This window comes from Bartonella japonica, from assembly GCF_040545385.1.
GTDB lineage: Bacteria > Pseudomonadota > Alphaproteobacteria > Rhizobiales > Rhizobiaceae > Bartonella > Bartonella japonica.
Genome location: NZ_JBEPLT010000005.1, coordinates 58,116 through 74,441, shown reverse-complemented (window position 1 = coordinate 74,441; position 16,326 = coordinate 58,116). Strand labels below are relative to the sequence as shown.

The following is a 16,326-nucleotide window of genomic DNA, read 5'->3' as shown; positions in this document are numbered from 1 at the left end:
ACATACGCAATTTTATTCAAACGAACAGTATAACCATTCGCAAATATAAAGGGTTGTCTGCCATAAAAGGGAGGTGCCGAAAAAACAGAACGAGACACTACATGCAAATACATGGTTGCATTTACAGCATTTTTGATCATCATCTTCATCTGTTTTGTATGCCTCATAATTTCTGTAAGTCTCCGGCAAAACAATCTTTAAACAGTTCGGATATTCGAACCAGTGAACCTTAAATGACGCACTCCTAGCTTTTGTAACACAAATTAAAGAGTTTTTATCCATAAAAAGCTTAAATATATAATATGTAACAAACCTTCTAAAGACAACTTAATCTAGATTACAGGTAATTTAGATTACAACATAGCTAAGAAGCATAAATATTCTTTTATGTTGATATCACCATTTTGGCAAGTAACAATATAAATACGTACCATGATTAATATCTTTATTGCCTTAATTTTGTTCTTTAGGGTATTTAAAGTTAAAAAGATCAACATTTATTGAAAAATAGAGAGTAAATTTAGTGCATCATTTTTATACGGATAAAATCAGTTGTTGTTAATGTAAAATATAGAGTGTTATCGCTTATGATAAAGAGTTTCTTTGCCAAAAAGCCGAGAGTAGCTTATTGGAATATTATTTTGTACATAGCCTATTGTTTATTGTTTTTTTTAATATTTCAAACGAATATTCAAGCTGGAACGGCTCTAAAACTTATTAATTTGCGGACTATTGGTGATAGAACACATACACGTATTATTGCGGTTTTTAATGCTGAGCCAAGTGTTCGTTTACAGATTTTAGATAGTCCTGCACGTTTGGTTATTAATTTACCTGTGGTTGATTTTTCATCGCAGAACATACCTTTGAGAAAACAAAACACATTATCAGATATGCTCTCAGATGTACGTTACGGTTTTTCTGATATACGAACTTCACGTATTATTTTAACAAGTAAAATTACTTTTTCTGTTGAAAAAAGGGTAATACAAAAATTAGATAATGGTTTATGGCAGTTATTGATAGATCTTCGTAAGACGACACAAAAGAAATTTGATGAGGTGTTTGAAAAACAACAAAAAGCTAACTTCAGTACAAAAACACACCCCGTTCCATTACGTAATTTTCGTGTTGTTATTGATCCTGGTCATGGTGGAATTGATGGAGGTGCACGAGGTGTTACTGGAATCTTAGAAAAGGATATCACATTAGCTTTTGCACGAGCATTGCAAGATGAATTAAAAAAAGACTCTCATATTGTTGTTGCTTTAACGCGCGATTCTGATACCTTTTTAAGGTTAAGTGAAAGAGTTAAAAAAGCACAAGAATTTGATGGTGATCTTTTTATATCCATTCATGCAGATACCATTAATGTTCATTCTCTTCGTGGAGCAACAGTCTATACCATATCAGACAAGGCATCTGATGCAATAGCAAAATCCTTAGCGGAAAGTGAAAATAGAGTTGATCTGCTTGATGGATTGCCTGCAGATGAATCTCTTGAAGTTACAGGTATTTTATCTGATCTTGCCCAACGTGAAACGCGTATATTTTCGGTTAATTTTGCTAATAATGTTATTTCAAGCTTATCAAAGAATAAAATCAATCTAATCAATAACCCTCATCGATATGCAGATTTTCAAGTTTTGAGAGCTTCGGATATACCTTCTGTTTTGATAGAGATCGGTTATTTATCAAATGAAGAGGATGAAAAATTATTAAATAACACTCAGTGGAGAAAGAAAATGGCCGCTTCTATTGCTCATTCTATTCGCCAATTTGCTGAGTATAGACAGAAAATCATGCAGCCTCTTTAAAATTATAAGAAAATAGAGTATCAATATAAGCCTCTATTATCATGGTATAAAGATAGAAAACAGTTTTTTCTTTGTCTAAATCGAGTGTTGATACTCGTTTACTGCTGAAATAGTGGATCTTTCTGAAGGAAGCGATAGCCGTTCAATGATGATTTTTTTTAGATATTTTCTTAGTTTTGTTATTTTTATTGGGCTTTGCGCGACAATGATGTGGAGTGTAATAACAAATAGTCAAGCAAATGCACTTCCTGATTATGAAGTTCTTTCGCTCTATGAACCGCCTGTGATGACTCGTGTTCACGCTGCTGATGGTAGCCTGATGGCAGAATTCGCAACACAGCATCGCCTTTATTTATCAATTCAGTCAATACCAAAAATTCTTAAAGATGCTTTTATTTCCGCTGAAGACAAAAATTTTTACCATCATTTTGGTTTAGATCCCGAAGGACTTTTTAGGGCTTTGATCAATAACATCCGCAACATTGGTTCCGGAAAGCGTCCAGAAGGAGCGTCAACCATTACACAGCAAGTTGCTAAAAACTTCCTTTTAAATTCAGAAGCAACATTAGAGCGTAAGTTAAAGGAAGCTATTCTCGCAATGCGTATGGAGAAGACCTATTCAAAAGATCATATTCTCGAACTTTATCTCAATGAAATTTATCTTGGTCGTAGCACCTATGGTATCGCGGCGGCCTCTCTAACTTATTTTAATAAGTCCGTTAATGAACTTACTTTAGAAGAATGTGCTTATTTGGCAGCACTTCCAAAAGGTCCCGCGAATTATGATCCATTTAAAAATACACAACGTGCCATTGATCGGCGCAATTGGGTTATAGATCGAATGGTTGCAAATGGATATGTAACACGTGAACAAGGTGAGAAGGCTAAAGAAAAACCTTTGGGAGCGACAGTGCGTAGTAAAGATAGCTACATTTTTTCTGTTGACTATTTTACTGAAGAAGTGCGCCGTCGTTTAATGCATCGTTATGGAGCTAAAATACTTTACGAAGGCGGACTTTCCGTTCGTACAACGCTTGATCCACATTTACAACTTGTTGCTCGGCGTGCCTTACATAATGGATTAATTAAATTTGATCATTCACAAGGGTGGCGGGGAGCTTATAGTCATATTGATAAGAAAGATGATTGGGGTATAGAACTTGCAAATATCAAAGGGTTAAGTGATGTTCCTGAGTGGCGTTTAGCTGTTGTTCTTTCTATTAACGCTAATAACGTAGAAATTGGTCTACAGCCACAGCGCGAAGCTTCAGGTGCATTGTCAAAAAAACGGGAAATTGCTGTTTTGTCTGAAAACGATTCAAAATGGGCATTAAACGTTGTAAAAAAAAATGAACATCGAAGAGTTATGCAAAATTTATCCGGTGTTTTGCAAGTTGGAGATGTTATTTTTGTTGAAAAATTATCGAATACCAATAACACTTATCGTTTACAACAAATCCCAAAGGTTGAAGGTGCAGTTGTTGCTATGGAACCTCATACAGGGCGTGTACTCGCTATGGTGGGAGGATTTTCTTTTGCAGCGTCTGAATTTAATCGTGCGACACAAGCTTATCGCCAGCCTGGCTCTGCTTTCAAGCCTTTTGTGTATGCAGCAGCACTTGATAATGGCTATACACCAGCTTCGGTTATTCTAGATGGACCTATCGAAGTGCGCCAATATAATGGTGAGATTTGGCAACCTAAAAATTATGGTGGTACATTCGCTGGACCTTCAACGCTGCGTTATGGCATTGAATATTCTCGCAATCTTATGACCATACGACTTGCCCATGATATGGGTATGCCCCTTATCGCTGAATATGCAGAGCGTTTTGGTGTTGTAGATAAATTGCAACCTTATCTCCCTATGGCTTTAGGGGCTGGTGAAACGACAGTTTTACGAATGGTTACAGCTTATTCAGTTATTGCCAATGGTGGTCGCTCTATTAATCCTTCTCTCATAGATAGGGTTCAAGACCGATATGGGAAAACAATTTACCGTCATGATGATCGTATTTGTGAAAGTTGTAATGCTTTATCGTGGAATAATCAAAGTGAACCCACATTAATTGATGAGCGAGATCAAGTTCTTGATCCTATGACGGCTTATCAGATTACCTCAATGATGGAGGGGGTTGTCCAGCGCGGTACAGCTGCACGCTTGCGTTTTCTTAATCGACATATTGCCGCTAAAACAGGAACAACCAATGATTCTAAAGATGTATGGTTTATGGGATTTACTCCTGATCTTGTTGTTGGTATTTTTATCGGTTACGATCAACCAGCTCCATTAGGGTACAATGGAACAGGAAGTTCATTAGCAGCCCCCATTTTTAGTGAGTTTATGGAAGAGGCTTTAAAAGGAAAGCCAGATGTACCATTTAAAATGCCAAAAGGTATGATTTTAATGCCGATTAATCGTAAAACGGGAATGCTCGCTGAAGCAGGAGATCATGATGTCATTATAGAGGCATTTAAGCCAGGAACTGGACCTGCTGACATATATCAAGTCATTGGTGGAACAAATTATTTTCAGGAAGGTGTTCCTTCTGTAACTACTTCTCCACAGGTCAACAAGGCTCTTGAAAGTGGTACGGGTGGACTGTATTAACTAGTAAGAGTCTCTTTTTACGTGGTTGATGCAATAAAATAATTTTTATTTACTTTTGATCATTTCACTACAGTAAATAAATTGCTGAGGTCATGCTATTCTCTTACCACGAGCATTAAGTTTGTATAAAATGCTAGAGAAGAAGCATAACGAAAAAGAGCCTTTTAGGATTACGGTGTAAAATTATGCGAGCAGAAATAGAAGTATTAGTCGATGAAATTCAACAAGCAATTAAGTTGCTAAGGAGGCATCTTTGACTGGGATCAATCACTAAAACGTCTTGAATATCTCAATCAAAAGGCAGAAGACCCAACGCTTTGGAATGATGCACAACAAGCGCAAGATATGATGCGTGAACGTCAGAATCTTGATGATTCAATCAATAGTATTCGATCATTTACAAAGACACTTGAAGAGTGCATTGAATTAATCGCAATGGGTGAAGAAGAAAGCGATACCGAGGTTATCACTGATGCAGAAAATGCAATTCGTAGCCTTAAGAATGAGATAGATAAAAAGCAAATTGATGTGCTCCTTTCAGGAGAAGTAGATCCAAATGATACTTATCTAGAGATCCATGCTGGAGCAGGAGGTACAGAAAGCCAAGATTGGGCTTCTATGCTTCTACGTATGTATACGCGTTGGGCTGAACAGCGTAAAATGAAAGTTGAAGTATTGGAAATCCATGATGGAGAGGAAGCAGGGATAAAATCAGCAACTATTCTCGTAAAAGGGCATAATGCTTATGGTCTGTTGAAGACAGAATCGGGTGTTCACCGTTTGGTACGTATTTCACCGTTTGATTCAAATGCAAAGCGCCATACTTCTTTTGCAAGTATCTGGGTTTATCCTGTAATTGATGATAATATTGAAGTTGATGTTTCAGAAGCAGATGTCCGTATTGATACATATCGGGCATCAGGAGCTGGAGGGCAACATGTCAACACAACAGATTCTGCAGTCCGCATCACACACATAAAAACAGGTATTGTGGTTCAATGTCAAACCGAGCGTTCTCAGCACAAAAATCGAGCAACTGCTTGGTCAATGTTGCGGGCACGACTTTATGAAGAGGAATGCAAAAAGAGAGAAGAAGAAACGAATGCTCTCGAATCTTCTAAAACTGAAATTGGATGGGGGCATCAAATTAGATCTTATGTTCTTCAACCTTATCAGCTTATCAAAGATTTGCGCACAGGCGTTGAAAATACGAGTCCACAATCTGTACTAAATGGCAATTTAGATGCGTTTATAGAAGCAGCACTTGCACAGCGTGTTTACGGAAAGAATCAAGAAGTTGAAGATATTAATTGATCAGATTCATATTTTAAAAGTCGTATAAGTTTATTTTTGTTCTATGAGTTTTGTTACGCTTAGATTTACCAGTAAGAAAAATAAAGCCAACTGGAAGGATGATGCATCGATTATGCATTTTATAAGCCACTATTATGATGTAGAAGTGTAGCGGCAGCTAAGACATTTTCGGCATGTCCAGATACACTCACTTTGCGCCATTCTTCTGCTATTATGCCAGCTGAATCAATTAAAAAAGTACTTCGTTCAACACCCATATATTTACGTCCATACATGCTTTTTTCAACCCAAACACCATAAGCCTGAAGTGTTGTTTTTTCTTCATCAGAAACAAGGATGATATCAAGATCGTGTTTTGTTTTAAATTTATCATGTTCTTTTATATTATCTGGAGACATTCCAATAATAACAGCTCCGATTTCATTAAATTTTTCTTTTAATCTTGTAAAATCAATAGCTTCACTTGTGCATCCACTGGTATCATCTTTGGGATAAAAATACAAAACGACCAATTTCCCTTGAAGATCAGAAAGACATAATGTGCCTCCACCATCGCGTGGTAAATCGAAATCAGGAGCAGTAGTACCTTTTATCGATCTTGTCATTGCTTTATCTCCCTTTTCAGTAGGCTATTTGGTATGAAAAATTTTAGTAAATGTTGAGCATGAAAATACACAGGTGAAATAACATTTCAATTCTCGAGAGTAGAAATTATATTCAGTATATTTTATCTCTCATTTGAATCTCATTATATTATAAGGACATATTATAAGGACTATATTGAGGAATACGGAAACAGAATAAAAGCCACAAACATATAGTCCAAATGAGTGAAAAAATTATAAAATCATAAATAAATTATAGTGGTTTCATCAAAACATGTTTTTTCTTACCGAAAGATAGTTTAATGACTCCTGTTGTATTTACATCTCCTTCAATAATAAGGCGTGTTTCATCCTCAATATTTTGATCATTAATACGTACTCCTCCACCTTGAACATGCCGGCGTGCCTCACTGTTAGATTTAGCCAATCCAGCTTTGACCAGAAGAGCGAGTAACCCTATACCATTTTTTAATTCTGTAGCATTAATTTCAACAGTTGGAAGATCTTCTCCAAGCGCTTTTTCTTCAAAAGTTTTACGAGCAGTTTCTGCTGCTGCTTCAGCGAGACTGCGTCCATGTAGCATTGCTGTAATTTCTGTTGCGAGGATTTTCTTTGCTTCATTAATTTCACTATCTTGCAATGCAGAAAGTTTGAGAATCTCATTCATTGGCAATGTTGTATAGAGCTTTAAAAATCGTGTAACATCACTATCTTCTGTATTACGCCAATATTGCCAAAATTGATAAGGTGAAAGCATATCTGCATTCAGCCAAATAGCACCATTCAAAGATTTGCCCATTTTTGCACCAGAAGACGTTGTCAACAACGGTGAAGTTAATGCATATAATTGTGGTGTGTTTAAGCGATGTCCTAATTCAATTCCATTAATAATATTGCCCCATTGATCTGAGCCACCCATTTGCATACGTAATCCATAGCGCTTATAAAGTTCAACAAAATCATAAGCCTGCAAAATCATATAATTAAACTCTAAGAATGACAAAGAATGTTCACGCTCAAGTCTCAGTCTGACAGAATCAAATGATAACATACGGTTGACAGAAAAATGTTTTCCCACATCACGTAAAAATTCTAAGTAGTTCAAATTGCATAACCATTCAGCATTATTGACGATACATGCATCGTTTTTTTTATCACCAAATGTTAAATAGTTAGCAAATACCTTTTTAATGCCAGCGATATTTGCAGCAATATCATCTTGTGTCAAAAGACGTCGTGCTTCATCTTTGAAGGAAGGATCACCAATCAATCCTGTTCCTCCACCCATCAAAGCAATAGGGCGATGACCGGTCTTTTGTAACCAATACAGCATCATAATTTGAAGAAGACTTCCGGCATGGAGACTTGATGCTGTAGGATCAAATCCAATATAGGCGCTCACAACTTCTTTTGAAAAAAGATCATCTAAGCCTTTTTCATCCGAAATTTGGTGGATAAAACCACGTTCGCGCATAATGTGTAAAAAGTCAGATTTAAAGGCAAACACAGATTTTATTTCCTAATCAATATTGTATTTATTTATACAAATAAGGCATTAATACATTATCTCTATCACAAGTAATGTATACCTTACAAGAGAAGGAGAAACATCGGTAATAAGAGACAAACACAAATATTATCTTTGTTTAAAGAGAAACGTTTTTCAGAGAAAGAAAGCACTGTTCATTTATATAAATTCTTAGCGCTTCTTATGTAAGGGAAAGTATTTCAGGAGGAGGAATAAGAAATTCATGTGTAATATGGCTATCCAAATATTGAGCACATCGTTCAATAAGTTCTTCATTACATCCGCTAAAAAAGTGGTTAGCATTTTCTAGTATTTCTTGTGTAATTGTGATGCCTTTTTGTGTTTTTAATTTATCTACGAGTAATTGGACATCTTTTGGGGGAGCAACTTTATCAAGAGCACCGTGAATAATAAGTCCTGAGGAAGGACAAGGGGCGAGGAATGAAAAGTCATAAACATTCGGTTGAGGAGCAACGGATATAAAGCCCTCGATTTCTGGTCTGCGCATTAAAAGTTGCATACCAATCCATGCTCCAAATGAATATCCAGCTACCCAGCAACTTTTAGAATCAGGATGCTGTGTTTGCACCCAATCGAGTGCCGAAGCCGCATCTGAAAGTTCTCCAATTCCATAATCAAATTCACCTTGGCTGCGACCAATACCACGAAAATTAAAACGTAATGTTGTAAAACCACGTTGTTGAAACATGTAGAAGAGATCATAAACAATTTTATTGTTCATTGTTCCACCAAATTGGGGATGAGGGTGCAAAATAATCGCGATTGGTGCATTTCTTTGTTGTGAGGGTTGATAACGCCCTTCAAGACGACCTGCGGGACCGTTAAAAATAATTTCTGGCATTAAATGCTCCTTAAATGCTATAAGGCTCTCATTGACCTGAACCGACTTTTATCATAAAATTTCTTAGTTAATCACTAAATATTCTTTTTTAAGTGCATTTTTTTAAATAATGCACTATTTTTGAATCAATTCGTACGATGAATAATTGTGAAGTCAAATGGTTGTAAGACGCCGATATTTTGATCATAATGCGACAACACCGCTCAAAGAAATGGCACGGATGACATTGCTGGCTTCACTAGAGATATTTGGTAATCCATCATCTGTTCATGCGGAAGGCCGTGCTGCTAAAACTTTGTTGCAAAAAGCACGTAGGCAAATCGCTGAAAACCTCAATACAAATCCAGATCATGTCGTCTTTACATCTGGTGCGAGTGAAGCGGCGATGACTTTGCTCACACCCTTTTATAATATGGGCAATTCAAAGGTTTATTTTTCTCATCTTTATATCGGAGCGACGGAACATCCATCTGTTGCAGAAGGAGGACGTTTTTCAAAAGAATGCATCAGCACAGTGAGTGTTGATCAAGATGGTTTAATTCAACAAGATAAATTGGCATCTCTCCTAGCAGTGCATGATAAAACAAAAGGTCTTCCTCTTGTTGCTATTCAAGCTGCTAATGGTGAAACTGGTGTGATACAACCAATAAAAGAAATATCTGTTATTGTTCGGGATAGTGGAGGTATTCTTATCGTTGATTTGACACAATATGTAGACAAAAACTTTGTTGATATTCATCAAATGGGTGGAGATTTTTTTATATTATCTGCACATAAAATCGGTGGGCTTAAAGGAGTTGGTGCTATTGTCTCATGTGGCAACCTTCTTATGCCAGATCCTCTTATTATTGGGGGAGGGCAAGAAAAAGGTTCGCGTGGAGGAACAGAAGCTTTACCACTCATTGCTGTTTTTGGGGCAGCTATAGCGGATTGTTCTACTCAAGAAGAAATAAAACAGTTAATTTATTTACGCAATAAACTAGAAGATGGTCTACAAAAAATCAGTAATGACATTGAAATTTTTGGTAAAAGAGTTCAACGTTTGCCAAATACAACTTATTTTGCTGTGCGCAATATGAAGGCTGAAACTATGCAAATTGGTTTTGATTTGGCTGGATTTTCTGTATCAGCAGGTTCTGCTTGTTCTTCGGGAAAAGTAAAACAAAGCAAGGTTTTAGAAGCAATGGGGTATGATGTTCCCAATGGCGCAATTCGTGTTTCAATAGGACGAAACACAACGTCTGAAGATATTGATGACTTTTTATCGGTTTTTTCACAAATCATAGATAAAAACAAAAATAAAATTTATCATTAAATAATTTAGAACTTTTTTAAAAATGAAATATACTTGATTGAAATTATCCTGTTTTACCTATAATCTAATGAATAAGTTTTTTGCTTTATTTTATAAAGAAACAAGACTTTTAATCACCGGTCTCTAACACCGGGGAAAGTGGAGAAAACTGATGCCGGCAATACAGGAAACAATCCGTCAAGTCCGTGAAATAGACGTAGATCAATATAAATATGGTTTTGAAACCAATATTGAGACAGATAAAGCTCCAAAAGGTTTGAATGAAGGCATTATTGAGTTTATTTCTGCAAAAAAACATGAACCTGAATGGATGTTGACATGGCGTCTACAAGCTTTCCGTCGCTGGTTATCAATGCAAGAACCTCATTGGGCTCGCATTCAATATCCTCCCATTGATTTTCAGGATCTTCATTATTACGCCGCTCCTAAAAATCATACAGGACCAAAGTCTTTGGATGAAGTGGATCCTGAATTGTTAGCAACGTATGAAAAACTCGGTATTCCTCTTAAAGAGCAGGAAATTTTAGCAGGAGTAAGGAAACAGTCTGATCCTTCAACTTTTGATAATAGTATTTACGCATCAGGACAGGTAGCTGTTGATGCGGTATTTGATTCTGTTTCGGTTGTAACAACATTTAAAAAAGAGTTAGCACGTGTTGGTGTCATTTTTTGTTCGATTTCAGAGGCAGTTATCAAACATCCTGCTCTTATTAAAAAATATTTAGGAACAGTTGTTCCTGTGGGGGATAATTATTATGCTGCTTTAAATGCAGCTGTTTTTACAGATGGTTCATTTGTTTATATTCCCAAAGGGGTTCGGTGTCCTATGGAGCTTTCAACCTATTTTAGAATTAATGAACGCAACACGGGTCAATTTGAGAGAACTTTGATTATTGCGGATGAAGATTCCTATGTTTCTTATCTTGAGGGATGTACGGCTCCCCAACGTGACGACAATCAACTTCATGCTGCTGTTGTTGAGCTTATTGCACTGGAAAATGCAGAAATTAAATATTCTACAGTACAAAATTGGTATCCTGGTGATAAAGATGGGAAGGGGGGTATTTATAATTTTGTAACAAAGCGAGGAGATTGTCGGGGTGATAATTCTAAGATTTCATGGACACAAGTTGAGACTGGTTCTGCAATTACTTGGAAATATCCATCTTGCTTATTGCGTGGTGACAATTCTCGTGGAGAATTTTATTCCATTGCTGTTGCAAATGGCCATCAACAAATCGACTCTGGAACAAAAATGATTCACTTGGGAAAAAATACATCAAGTCGTATTGTTTCCAAGGGTATTTCTGCTGGTTTTTCAAATAACACCTATAGGGGACAAGTTACAGCACATCGAAAAGCGCAGAATGCACGTAATTTTACACAATGTGATAGTTTGTTAATTGGTAATGATTGTGGTGCTCATACAGTACCTTATATTGAAGCAAAAAATGCAACTGCTCAATTTGAACATGAAGCAACAACATCAAAAATTTCTGATGATCAACTTTTTTATGTTATGCAACGAGGTATTCCTGAGGAAGAAGCTATCGCATTAATTGTGAATGGTTTTGTAAAAGAAGTTATTCAAAAGCTTCCAATGGAGTTTGCTGTCGAAGCACAAAAGCTCATTGGTATCAGCCTTGAAGGTAGTGTAGGATGATTGGTTAGATCAATAGCATAGCTTGATGTAAAATAACCAGAACAGGATTAAATAATGTTAGAGATTAAAAATTTGCGTGCCCGTATTGTAGGGACCGAGACGGAGGTCATCCGTGGTTTAAACTTGACCATTCAAGAGGGTGAGATTGCTGCTATCATGGGGCAAAATGGAGCAGGAAAATCAACATTATCTTATTTGCTTGCTGGTCGCGATGATTATGAAGTGATAGAAGGTGATATCCTGTATAATGGACAATCACTTTTAGAAATGGATCCAGCAGAACGTGCAACATATGGTGTTTTCCTTGCATTTCAATATCCAATGGAAATACCTGGAGTGGCAACAATGGAATTTTTGAAAGTAGCAATGAATTCTCAACGCAAAGCACGTGGTGATAAAGAGCTTAAAATTCCTGAATTTATAAAATATGTAAAAGAAGCTTCTTCAAAACTTGAAATTGATATGGATATGCTGAAACGTCCATTAAATGTGGGGTTTTCAGGTGGAGAAAAAAAACGAGCTGAAATTTTGCAAATGGCACTTCTTGAACCTAGACTTTGTATCTTAGATGAAACAGATTCTGGCTTAGATATTGATGCATTAAAAATTGTTGCTGATGGTGTTAATAAACTTCGTAATTCGAAACGTTCATTTTTGGTGATCACGCATTACCAGCGTCTGCTTAATTACATTATCCCTGATACAGTACATGTTCTTTATAAAGGACGCATTATTAAAAGCGGTGATAAATCATTAGCACTTTATTTAGAGCAAAATGGATATACTGATATTATCAATGAGGCGGCTTGAGGCCATTGAATATGAATGCGAACTCACAACAAGAATTGTTAGCCGTTGAAGAAGATCTTATCGGTAATTTTAATCAATCTATGAGAAACTTACCTGGTGATAGGGCAGTGCAAGCAGTCCGCAAAAAAGCGATTAAATTATTTCAAACCTCACGGCTTCCCTCACGAAAAAACGAAAATTGGCACTATACTAATTTGCGGACGTTGTTAAAATCTGTTAGTGGCTTTTCAAAAGTAAATGATAAACAATTCGTTGATGCATTGCTTTCAGAGAGTGCTGTTTTTTCTGTTGTAAATGGAAAAACCTCTACACAATCAAAAGCAGAGAATATTACAGTAAGACGTCTTGCAGATGCGTTAAAAGAAAATTCTGTAACGATAGATCAAATTATGTCTGATGAAGATTTTATTGGACAGTTAAACACAGCTTTTGTTACGGACGGTTGGCTTTTTGATATTCCTGAAAATACAAAAATTGATGTTCCCATTGAATTACAAAATATTCAAATGGGTGGGCAATCTCATGTTTTTTCAAGTATAAAAATTGATAAAAACAGTCAAGCTGTGTTTGTGGAGCATCAAATTGGTAATGATAAAGATACCTTTGTTAGTTCGATATCTTCGTTACAGGTTGCAGATTATAGTAATGTAACATGGATTCTTATTCGCAACCGTGGTTTCAATTCTGCACAATTTTGTCGCTTTCGTGCTATTCTTAGCCAAAATGCTAAACTATCGCTTTATGTGATTAATATTGGTAGTCAACTTAATCGTCAGGAAATAGATGTTGAGTTACAAGGAGGAGAGTCTGATTTTCAATTACGAGTCATAAATTTGTTATCGGGACACACACATAGCGATCTTACGATGAATATTCGTCACATTGAAGAAAAAACAACCTCAACAGAAATTGTACGTAATGTGGTTACCGATAAGGCAGTTGGTGTTTTTCAAGGAATTATACGTGTTGCTCAAAAGGCTCAAAAAACAGATGCTCGCATGGCTTGTAATAGCCTCATCCTTTCAGATGATGCGGAATTTAATGCAAAGCCTGAACTAGAAATTTTTGCTGATGATGTTGCTTGTGGTCATGGTGCGACAGTTGCTAATATCAATCATGATCATCTTTTTTATCTCATGGCACGTGGTATTCCTTTGAATACGGCTCGTGCACTTTTGATTAAAGGTTTTGTCTTCGAGCTCATTGATGATATCAGGCAAAAAAATATTCAAACCATTTTAAGAAATATCATTGGAAAATGGTTAGAAGAAAATGCTTAGGGCAGAAAAATGAATAATAATGGGGCAATATTGGGGTATAATGTGAAGGAAGTTCGCCGTGACTTTCCTATTTTACAGTGTAAGGTTTACGGAAAGCGATTGGCTTATCTCGACAGTGCTGCATCTGCTCAAAAGCCGCAATCTGTGCTTGATGCGATGGATAATTTTTATCGATACCGTTATGCAAATGTACATCGGGGAATAAATTTTTTATCAAATGCAGCAACACAATCTTATGAAGATGCTCGCCAGACAGTGTGTGCTTTTTTAAATGCTCAAACAGCAAGGGAAATTGTTTTTACAAAGAGTGCAACGGAAGCTATTAATACTGTTGCTTACGGTTGGGCTATGTCTAAATTGAATGCAGGTGATGAAATTGTCCTCACCATTATGGAACATCACTCAAACATTATCCCTTGGCATTTTATTCGTGAACAAAAAGGCGTCAAGCTTGTTTTTGTACCTGTTGATGAAAATGGTATTTTACATATTGAAGATTTTCAAAAGGCTTTAAGCGATAAAACAAAATTTGTTGCTGTGACTCATATGTCTAATGTCTTGGGAACGGTTCCTTCTGTTAAAGAGATTATTAAATTATCGCATCAAAATGCTATTCCTGTTCTTGTTGATGGTTCTCAAGGAGCTGTGCATTTAGCAGTTGACGTGCAAGATCTTGATTGTGATTGGTATGTCTTTACAGGTCATAAGCTTTATGGCCCCACAGGTATTGGCGTTCTGTATGGTAAGGAAGATAGGCTAGAAGAAATGCATCCTTTTCAAGGGGGAGGAGAAATGATTAAGGATGTCACAATTGATAAGGTTTCTTATAACGCACCTCCTCATCGTTTTGAAGCGGGCACGCCCCCTATAGCTGAAGCTATAGGATTGGCTGCTGCTATTGATTACATACATAAAAAAGGCAGAAATGCTATTCATGCATATGAAACAGAACTTTTATCTTATGCACATGAAAGGCTTGAAACGATTAAAAGATTACGCATTTACGGTCATTCTCCTCATAAAGGTGCTATTATATCTTTTGAAATAGAAGGTATTCATGCACATGATGTTGCTATGTTTATTGATCGGCAAGGTGTTGCTATACGCGCAGGAACGCATTGTGCACAACCTTTATTACAACATTTTGGCTTAACATCCGCTTGTCGTGCATCATTAGCTATGTATAGCAATCGTGAAGATATTGATCAGTTAGTAGAAGCATTAGAAAAAGCAAGGATATTTTTTAATGGCTAAAATAGTTGAAGAGCATCCTTCTACAGAATCTTTTGAAGCTGTGAACCAAGATGAAAAATCTTATATATCAGCTATTCCAGCAGATGAAATTGATCGTATGACCAATGATATTATTGCTGCTCTTAAAACAGTTTATGATCCTGAAATTCCTGCTGATATTTATGAGCTTGGCTTGATTTATCGTATCGATATTGAAGATGACCGTTCGGTAAAAATTGAAATGACACTTACAGCACCGGGATGTCCCGTTGCAGGAGAAATGCCGGGATGGGTAGAAAATGCTGTCAGTGCTGTTGAAGGAGTTCTTAGTGTTGAAGTCACCATGACCTTTGATCCACCATGGACTCCTAATTGTATGTCAGAAGAAGCACAAATTGCTGTAGGGTGGTACTAAATATTATTAAGGAAATTTTATTTAGTGGATTTATCAAATATTTTTTTATTTTTATCAATAACTTAAGTTTAAGGATATTGAATGATTTGCACTAGAAGAAACTAAAAATTATCTCTCTTAGAAAAAAGAAATATTCAAACGAGTATTTCGTATTTTATTGAAAAAATCATATCATACCTTATGAAGAAGTTTATTCACGCTTAAAACGCTTGAAGAAGATTATACAGGTAATCGGAAAGAAAAGGGATATTATGCTAAAGTGTTTTGTTTTCTAAGGAAAATGCTTAAACAGTCTAATGAGTTAACCTGTAATAAATAAAAATAAGTCTTTCTATTCAATAATACCGCACGCCAAACGCACACCGCCGCCACCGAGTGGTAAAGGTTGATCTGATTGATTATCTCCTCCTAAATGAATTATTAAGGAGTGTCCTTTAACCTTTGAAAGTTCTTTAATTCGTGGAGCAAGAACGCTCATCGTTGATCGTCCCTTATCATCAGCATAAAGTGCAGGTAAATCACCAAGGTGACCATTAATATTATAAGGTCCAAGATGTTTATGCGTACGACCCGGATCATAATGTCCACCTGCAGCACCACCAATGACACCATCTTTCATATCACATGAAGGATTTTCATGAACATGAAAACCATGAAAACCTTCTGGTAAGGTGAATAAGTTTGGTACAAAAATTAAACCATGTGCACTTTTTTCAATTTTAATTGTACCAACAGCTTGTTTGGTATTGTTTTTATTTAATTTATAAATTTTAACTTGCATAGATGCCGCTAATGCAGCAGCGTTCCAAGTTAGAAATGTCAGTGAAGTTAATACAAGAAAAAAAACTCTATTCATAAAGAAACTCTTCTTAC

Annotated in this window: 13 protein-coding genes; 9 read left to right on the top strand and 4 right to left on the bottom strand. The window is 36.3% G+C overall.

Features of this window, described 5'->3' with window-relative positions; genetic code table 11:
• The first annotated feature begins 587 nt into the window (after window positions 1-587).
• The 3 genes from ABID39_RS03595 (at window position 588) to prfB (ending at window position 5,742) form a co-directional block, all read left to right on the top strand.
• Window positions 588-1,817, top strand: coding sequence for an N-acetylmuramoyl-L-alanine amidase (locus ABID39_RS03595; RefSeq protein WP_354186123.1), 1,230 nt, complete (start codon window positions 588-590; stop codon window positions 1,815-1,817).
• Window positions 1,818-1,962: 145 nt separating this feature from the next.
• The gene (locus ABID39_RS03590) at window positions 1,963-4,428 is read left to right on the top strand and encodes a penicillin-binding protein 1A (protein ID WP_354186121.1); all 2,466 of its coding nucleotides are present in this window, start codon (window positions 1,963-1,965) and stop codon (window positions 4,426-4,428) included.
• Window positions 4,429-4,613: 185 nt separating this feature from the next.
• Window positions 4,614-5,742 (top strand): peptide chain release factor 2 gene (gene prfB / locus ABID39_RS03585; protein WP_354186119.1). Its coding sequence is split into 2 segments (ribosomal slippage): window positions 4,614-4,682 and window positions 4,684-5,742, totalling 1,128 coding nucleotides; the frame shifts between segments, so codons are not numbered across the junction.
• A gap of 119 nt (window positions 5,743-5,861) precedes the next feature.
• Here prfB and ABID39_RS03580 read toward each other — a convergent pair.
• From ABID39_RS03580 to ABID39_RS03570, 3 genes are all read right to left on the bottom strand, one after another.
• The gene (locus ABID39_RS03580) at window positions 5,862-6,347 is read right to left on the bottom strand and encodes a peroxiredoxin (RefSeq protein WP_354186117.1); all 486 of its coding nucleotides are present in this window, start codon (window positions 6,345-6,347) and stop codon (window positions 5,862-5,864) included.
• A 253-nt stretch (window positions 6,348-6,600) separates the two neighbouring features.
• Complete coding sequence (gene tyrS, locus ABID39_RS03575) at window positions 6,601-7,854, bottom strand: tyrosine--tRNA ligase (RefSeq protein WP_354186115.1); 1,254 nt, start codon at window positions 7,852-7,854, stop codon at window positions 6,601-6,603.
• 202 nt (window positions 7,855-8,056) lie between these two features.
• A complete protein-coding gene (locus ABID39_RS03570; RefSeq protein WP_354186113.1) occupies window positions 8,057-8,737 on the bottom strand; it encodes an alpha/beta hydrolase in 681 nt (226 codons plus the stop codon).
• 157 nt (window positions 8,738-8,894) lie between these two features.
• Here ABID39_RS03570 and ABID39_RS03565 point away from each other — a divergent pair, with 157 nt between their 5' ends.
• The 6 genes from ABID39_RS03565 to ABID39_RS03540 all read left to right on the top strand — a co-directional run bounded on the left by ABID39_RS03565 (window position 8,895) and on the right by ABID39_RS03540 (window position 15,453).
• Window positions 8,895-10,052, top strand: coding sequence for a cysteine desulfurase family protein (locus ABID39_RS03565; RefSeq protein WP_354186111.1), 1,158 nt, complete (start codon window positions 8,895-8,897; stop codon window positions 10,050-10,052).
• 151 nt (window positions 10,053-10,203) lie between these two features.
• Entirely contained in the window at window positions 10,204-11,715 is a 1,512-nt protein-coding gene (gene sufB / locus ABID39_RS03560) for a Fe-S cluster assembly protein SufB (RefSeq protein ID WP_354186109.1), read from the top strand.
• 54 nt (window positions 11,716-11,769) lie between these two features.
• Window positions 11,770-12,525, top strand: a complete 756-nt coding sequence (sufC, locus tag ABID39_RS03555; protein WP_354186107.1) for a Fe-S cluster assembly ATPase SufC — start codon at window positions 11,770-11,772, stop codon at window positions 12,523-12,525.
• 11 nt (window positions 12,526-12,536) lie between these two features.
• A complete protein-coding gene (gene sufD / locus ABID39_RS03550; protein WP_354186105.1) occupies window positions 12,537-13,805 on the top strand; it encodes a Fe-S cluster assembly protein SufD in 1,269 nt (422 codons plus the stop codon).
• Between the two features lie 9 nt (window positions 13,806-13,814).
• Complete coding sequence (locus ABID39_RS03545) at window positions 13,815-15,059, top strand: cysteine desulfurase (protein WP_354186103.1); 1,245 nt, start codon at window positions 13,815-13,817, stop codon at window positions 15,057-15,059.
• Window positions 15,052-15,453: an SUF system Fe-S cluster assembly protein gene (locus ABID39_RS03540; protein ID WP_354186101.1), complete on the top strand. Its 402-nt coding sequence runs from the start codon at window positions 15,052-15,054 to the stop codon at window positions 15,451-15,453. Before ABID39_RS03545 ends, ABID39_RS03540 begins: the two co-directional genes overlap by 8 nt.
• 331 nt (window positions 15,454-15,784) lie before the next feature.
• Here the strand turns inward: ABID39_RS03540 and sodC are convergent, their stop codons facing one another.
• Window positions 15,785-16,309 (bottom strand): superoxide dismutase [Cu-Zn] SodC, encoded by a 525-nt coding sequence (gene sodC, locus ABID39_RS03535; protein ID WP_354186099.1) that lies wholly within the window; start codon window positions 16,307-16,309, stop codon window positions 15,785-15,787.
• Window positions 16,310-16,326 lie beyond the last annotated feature (17 nt).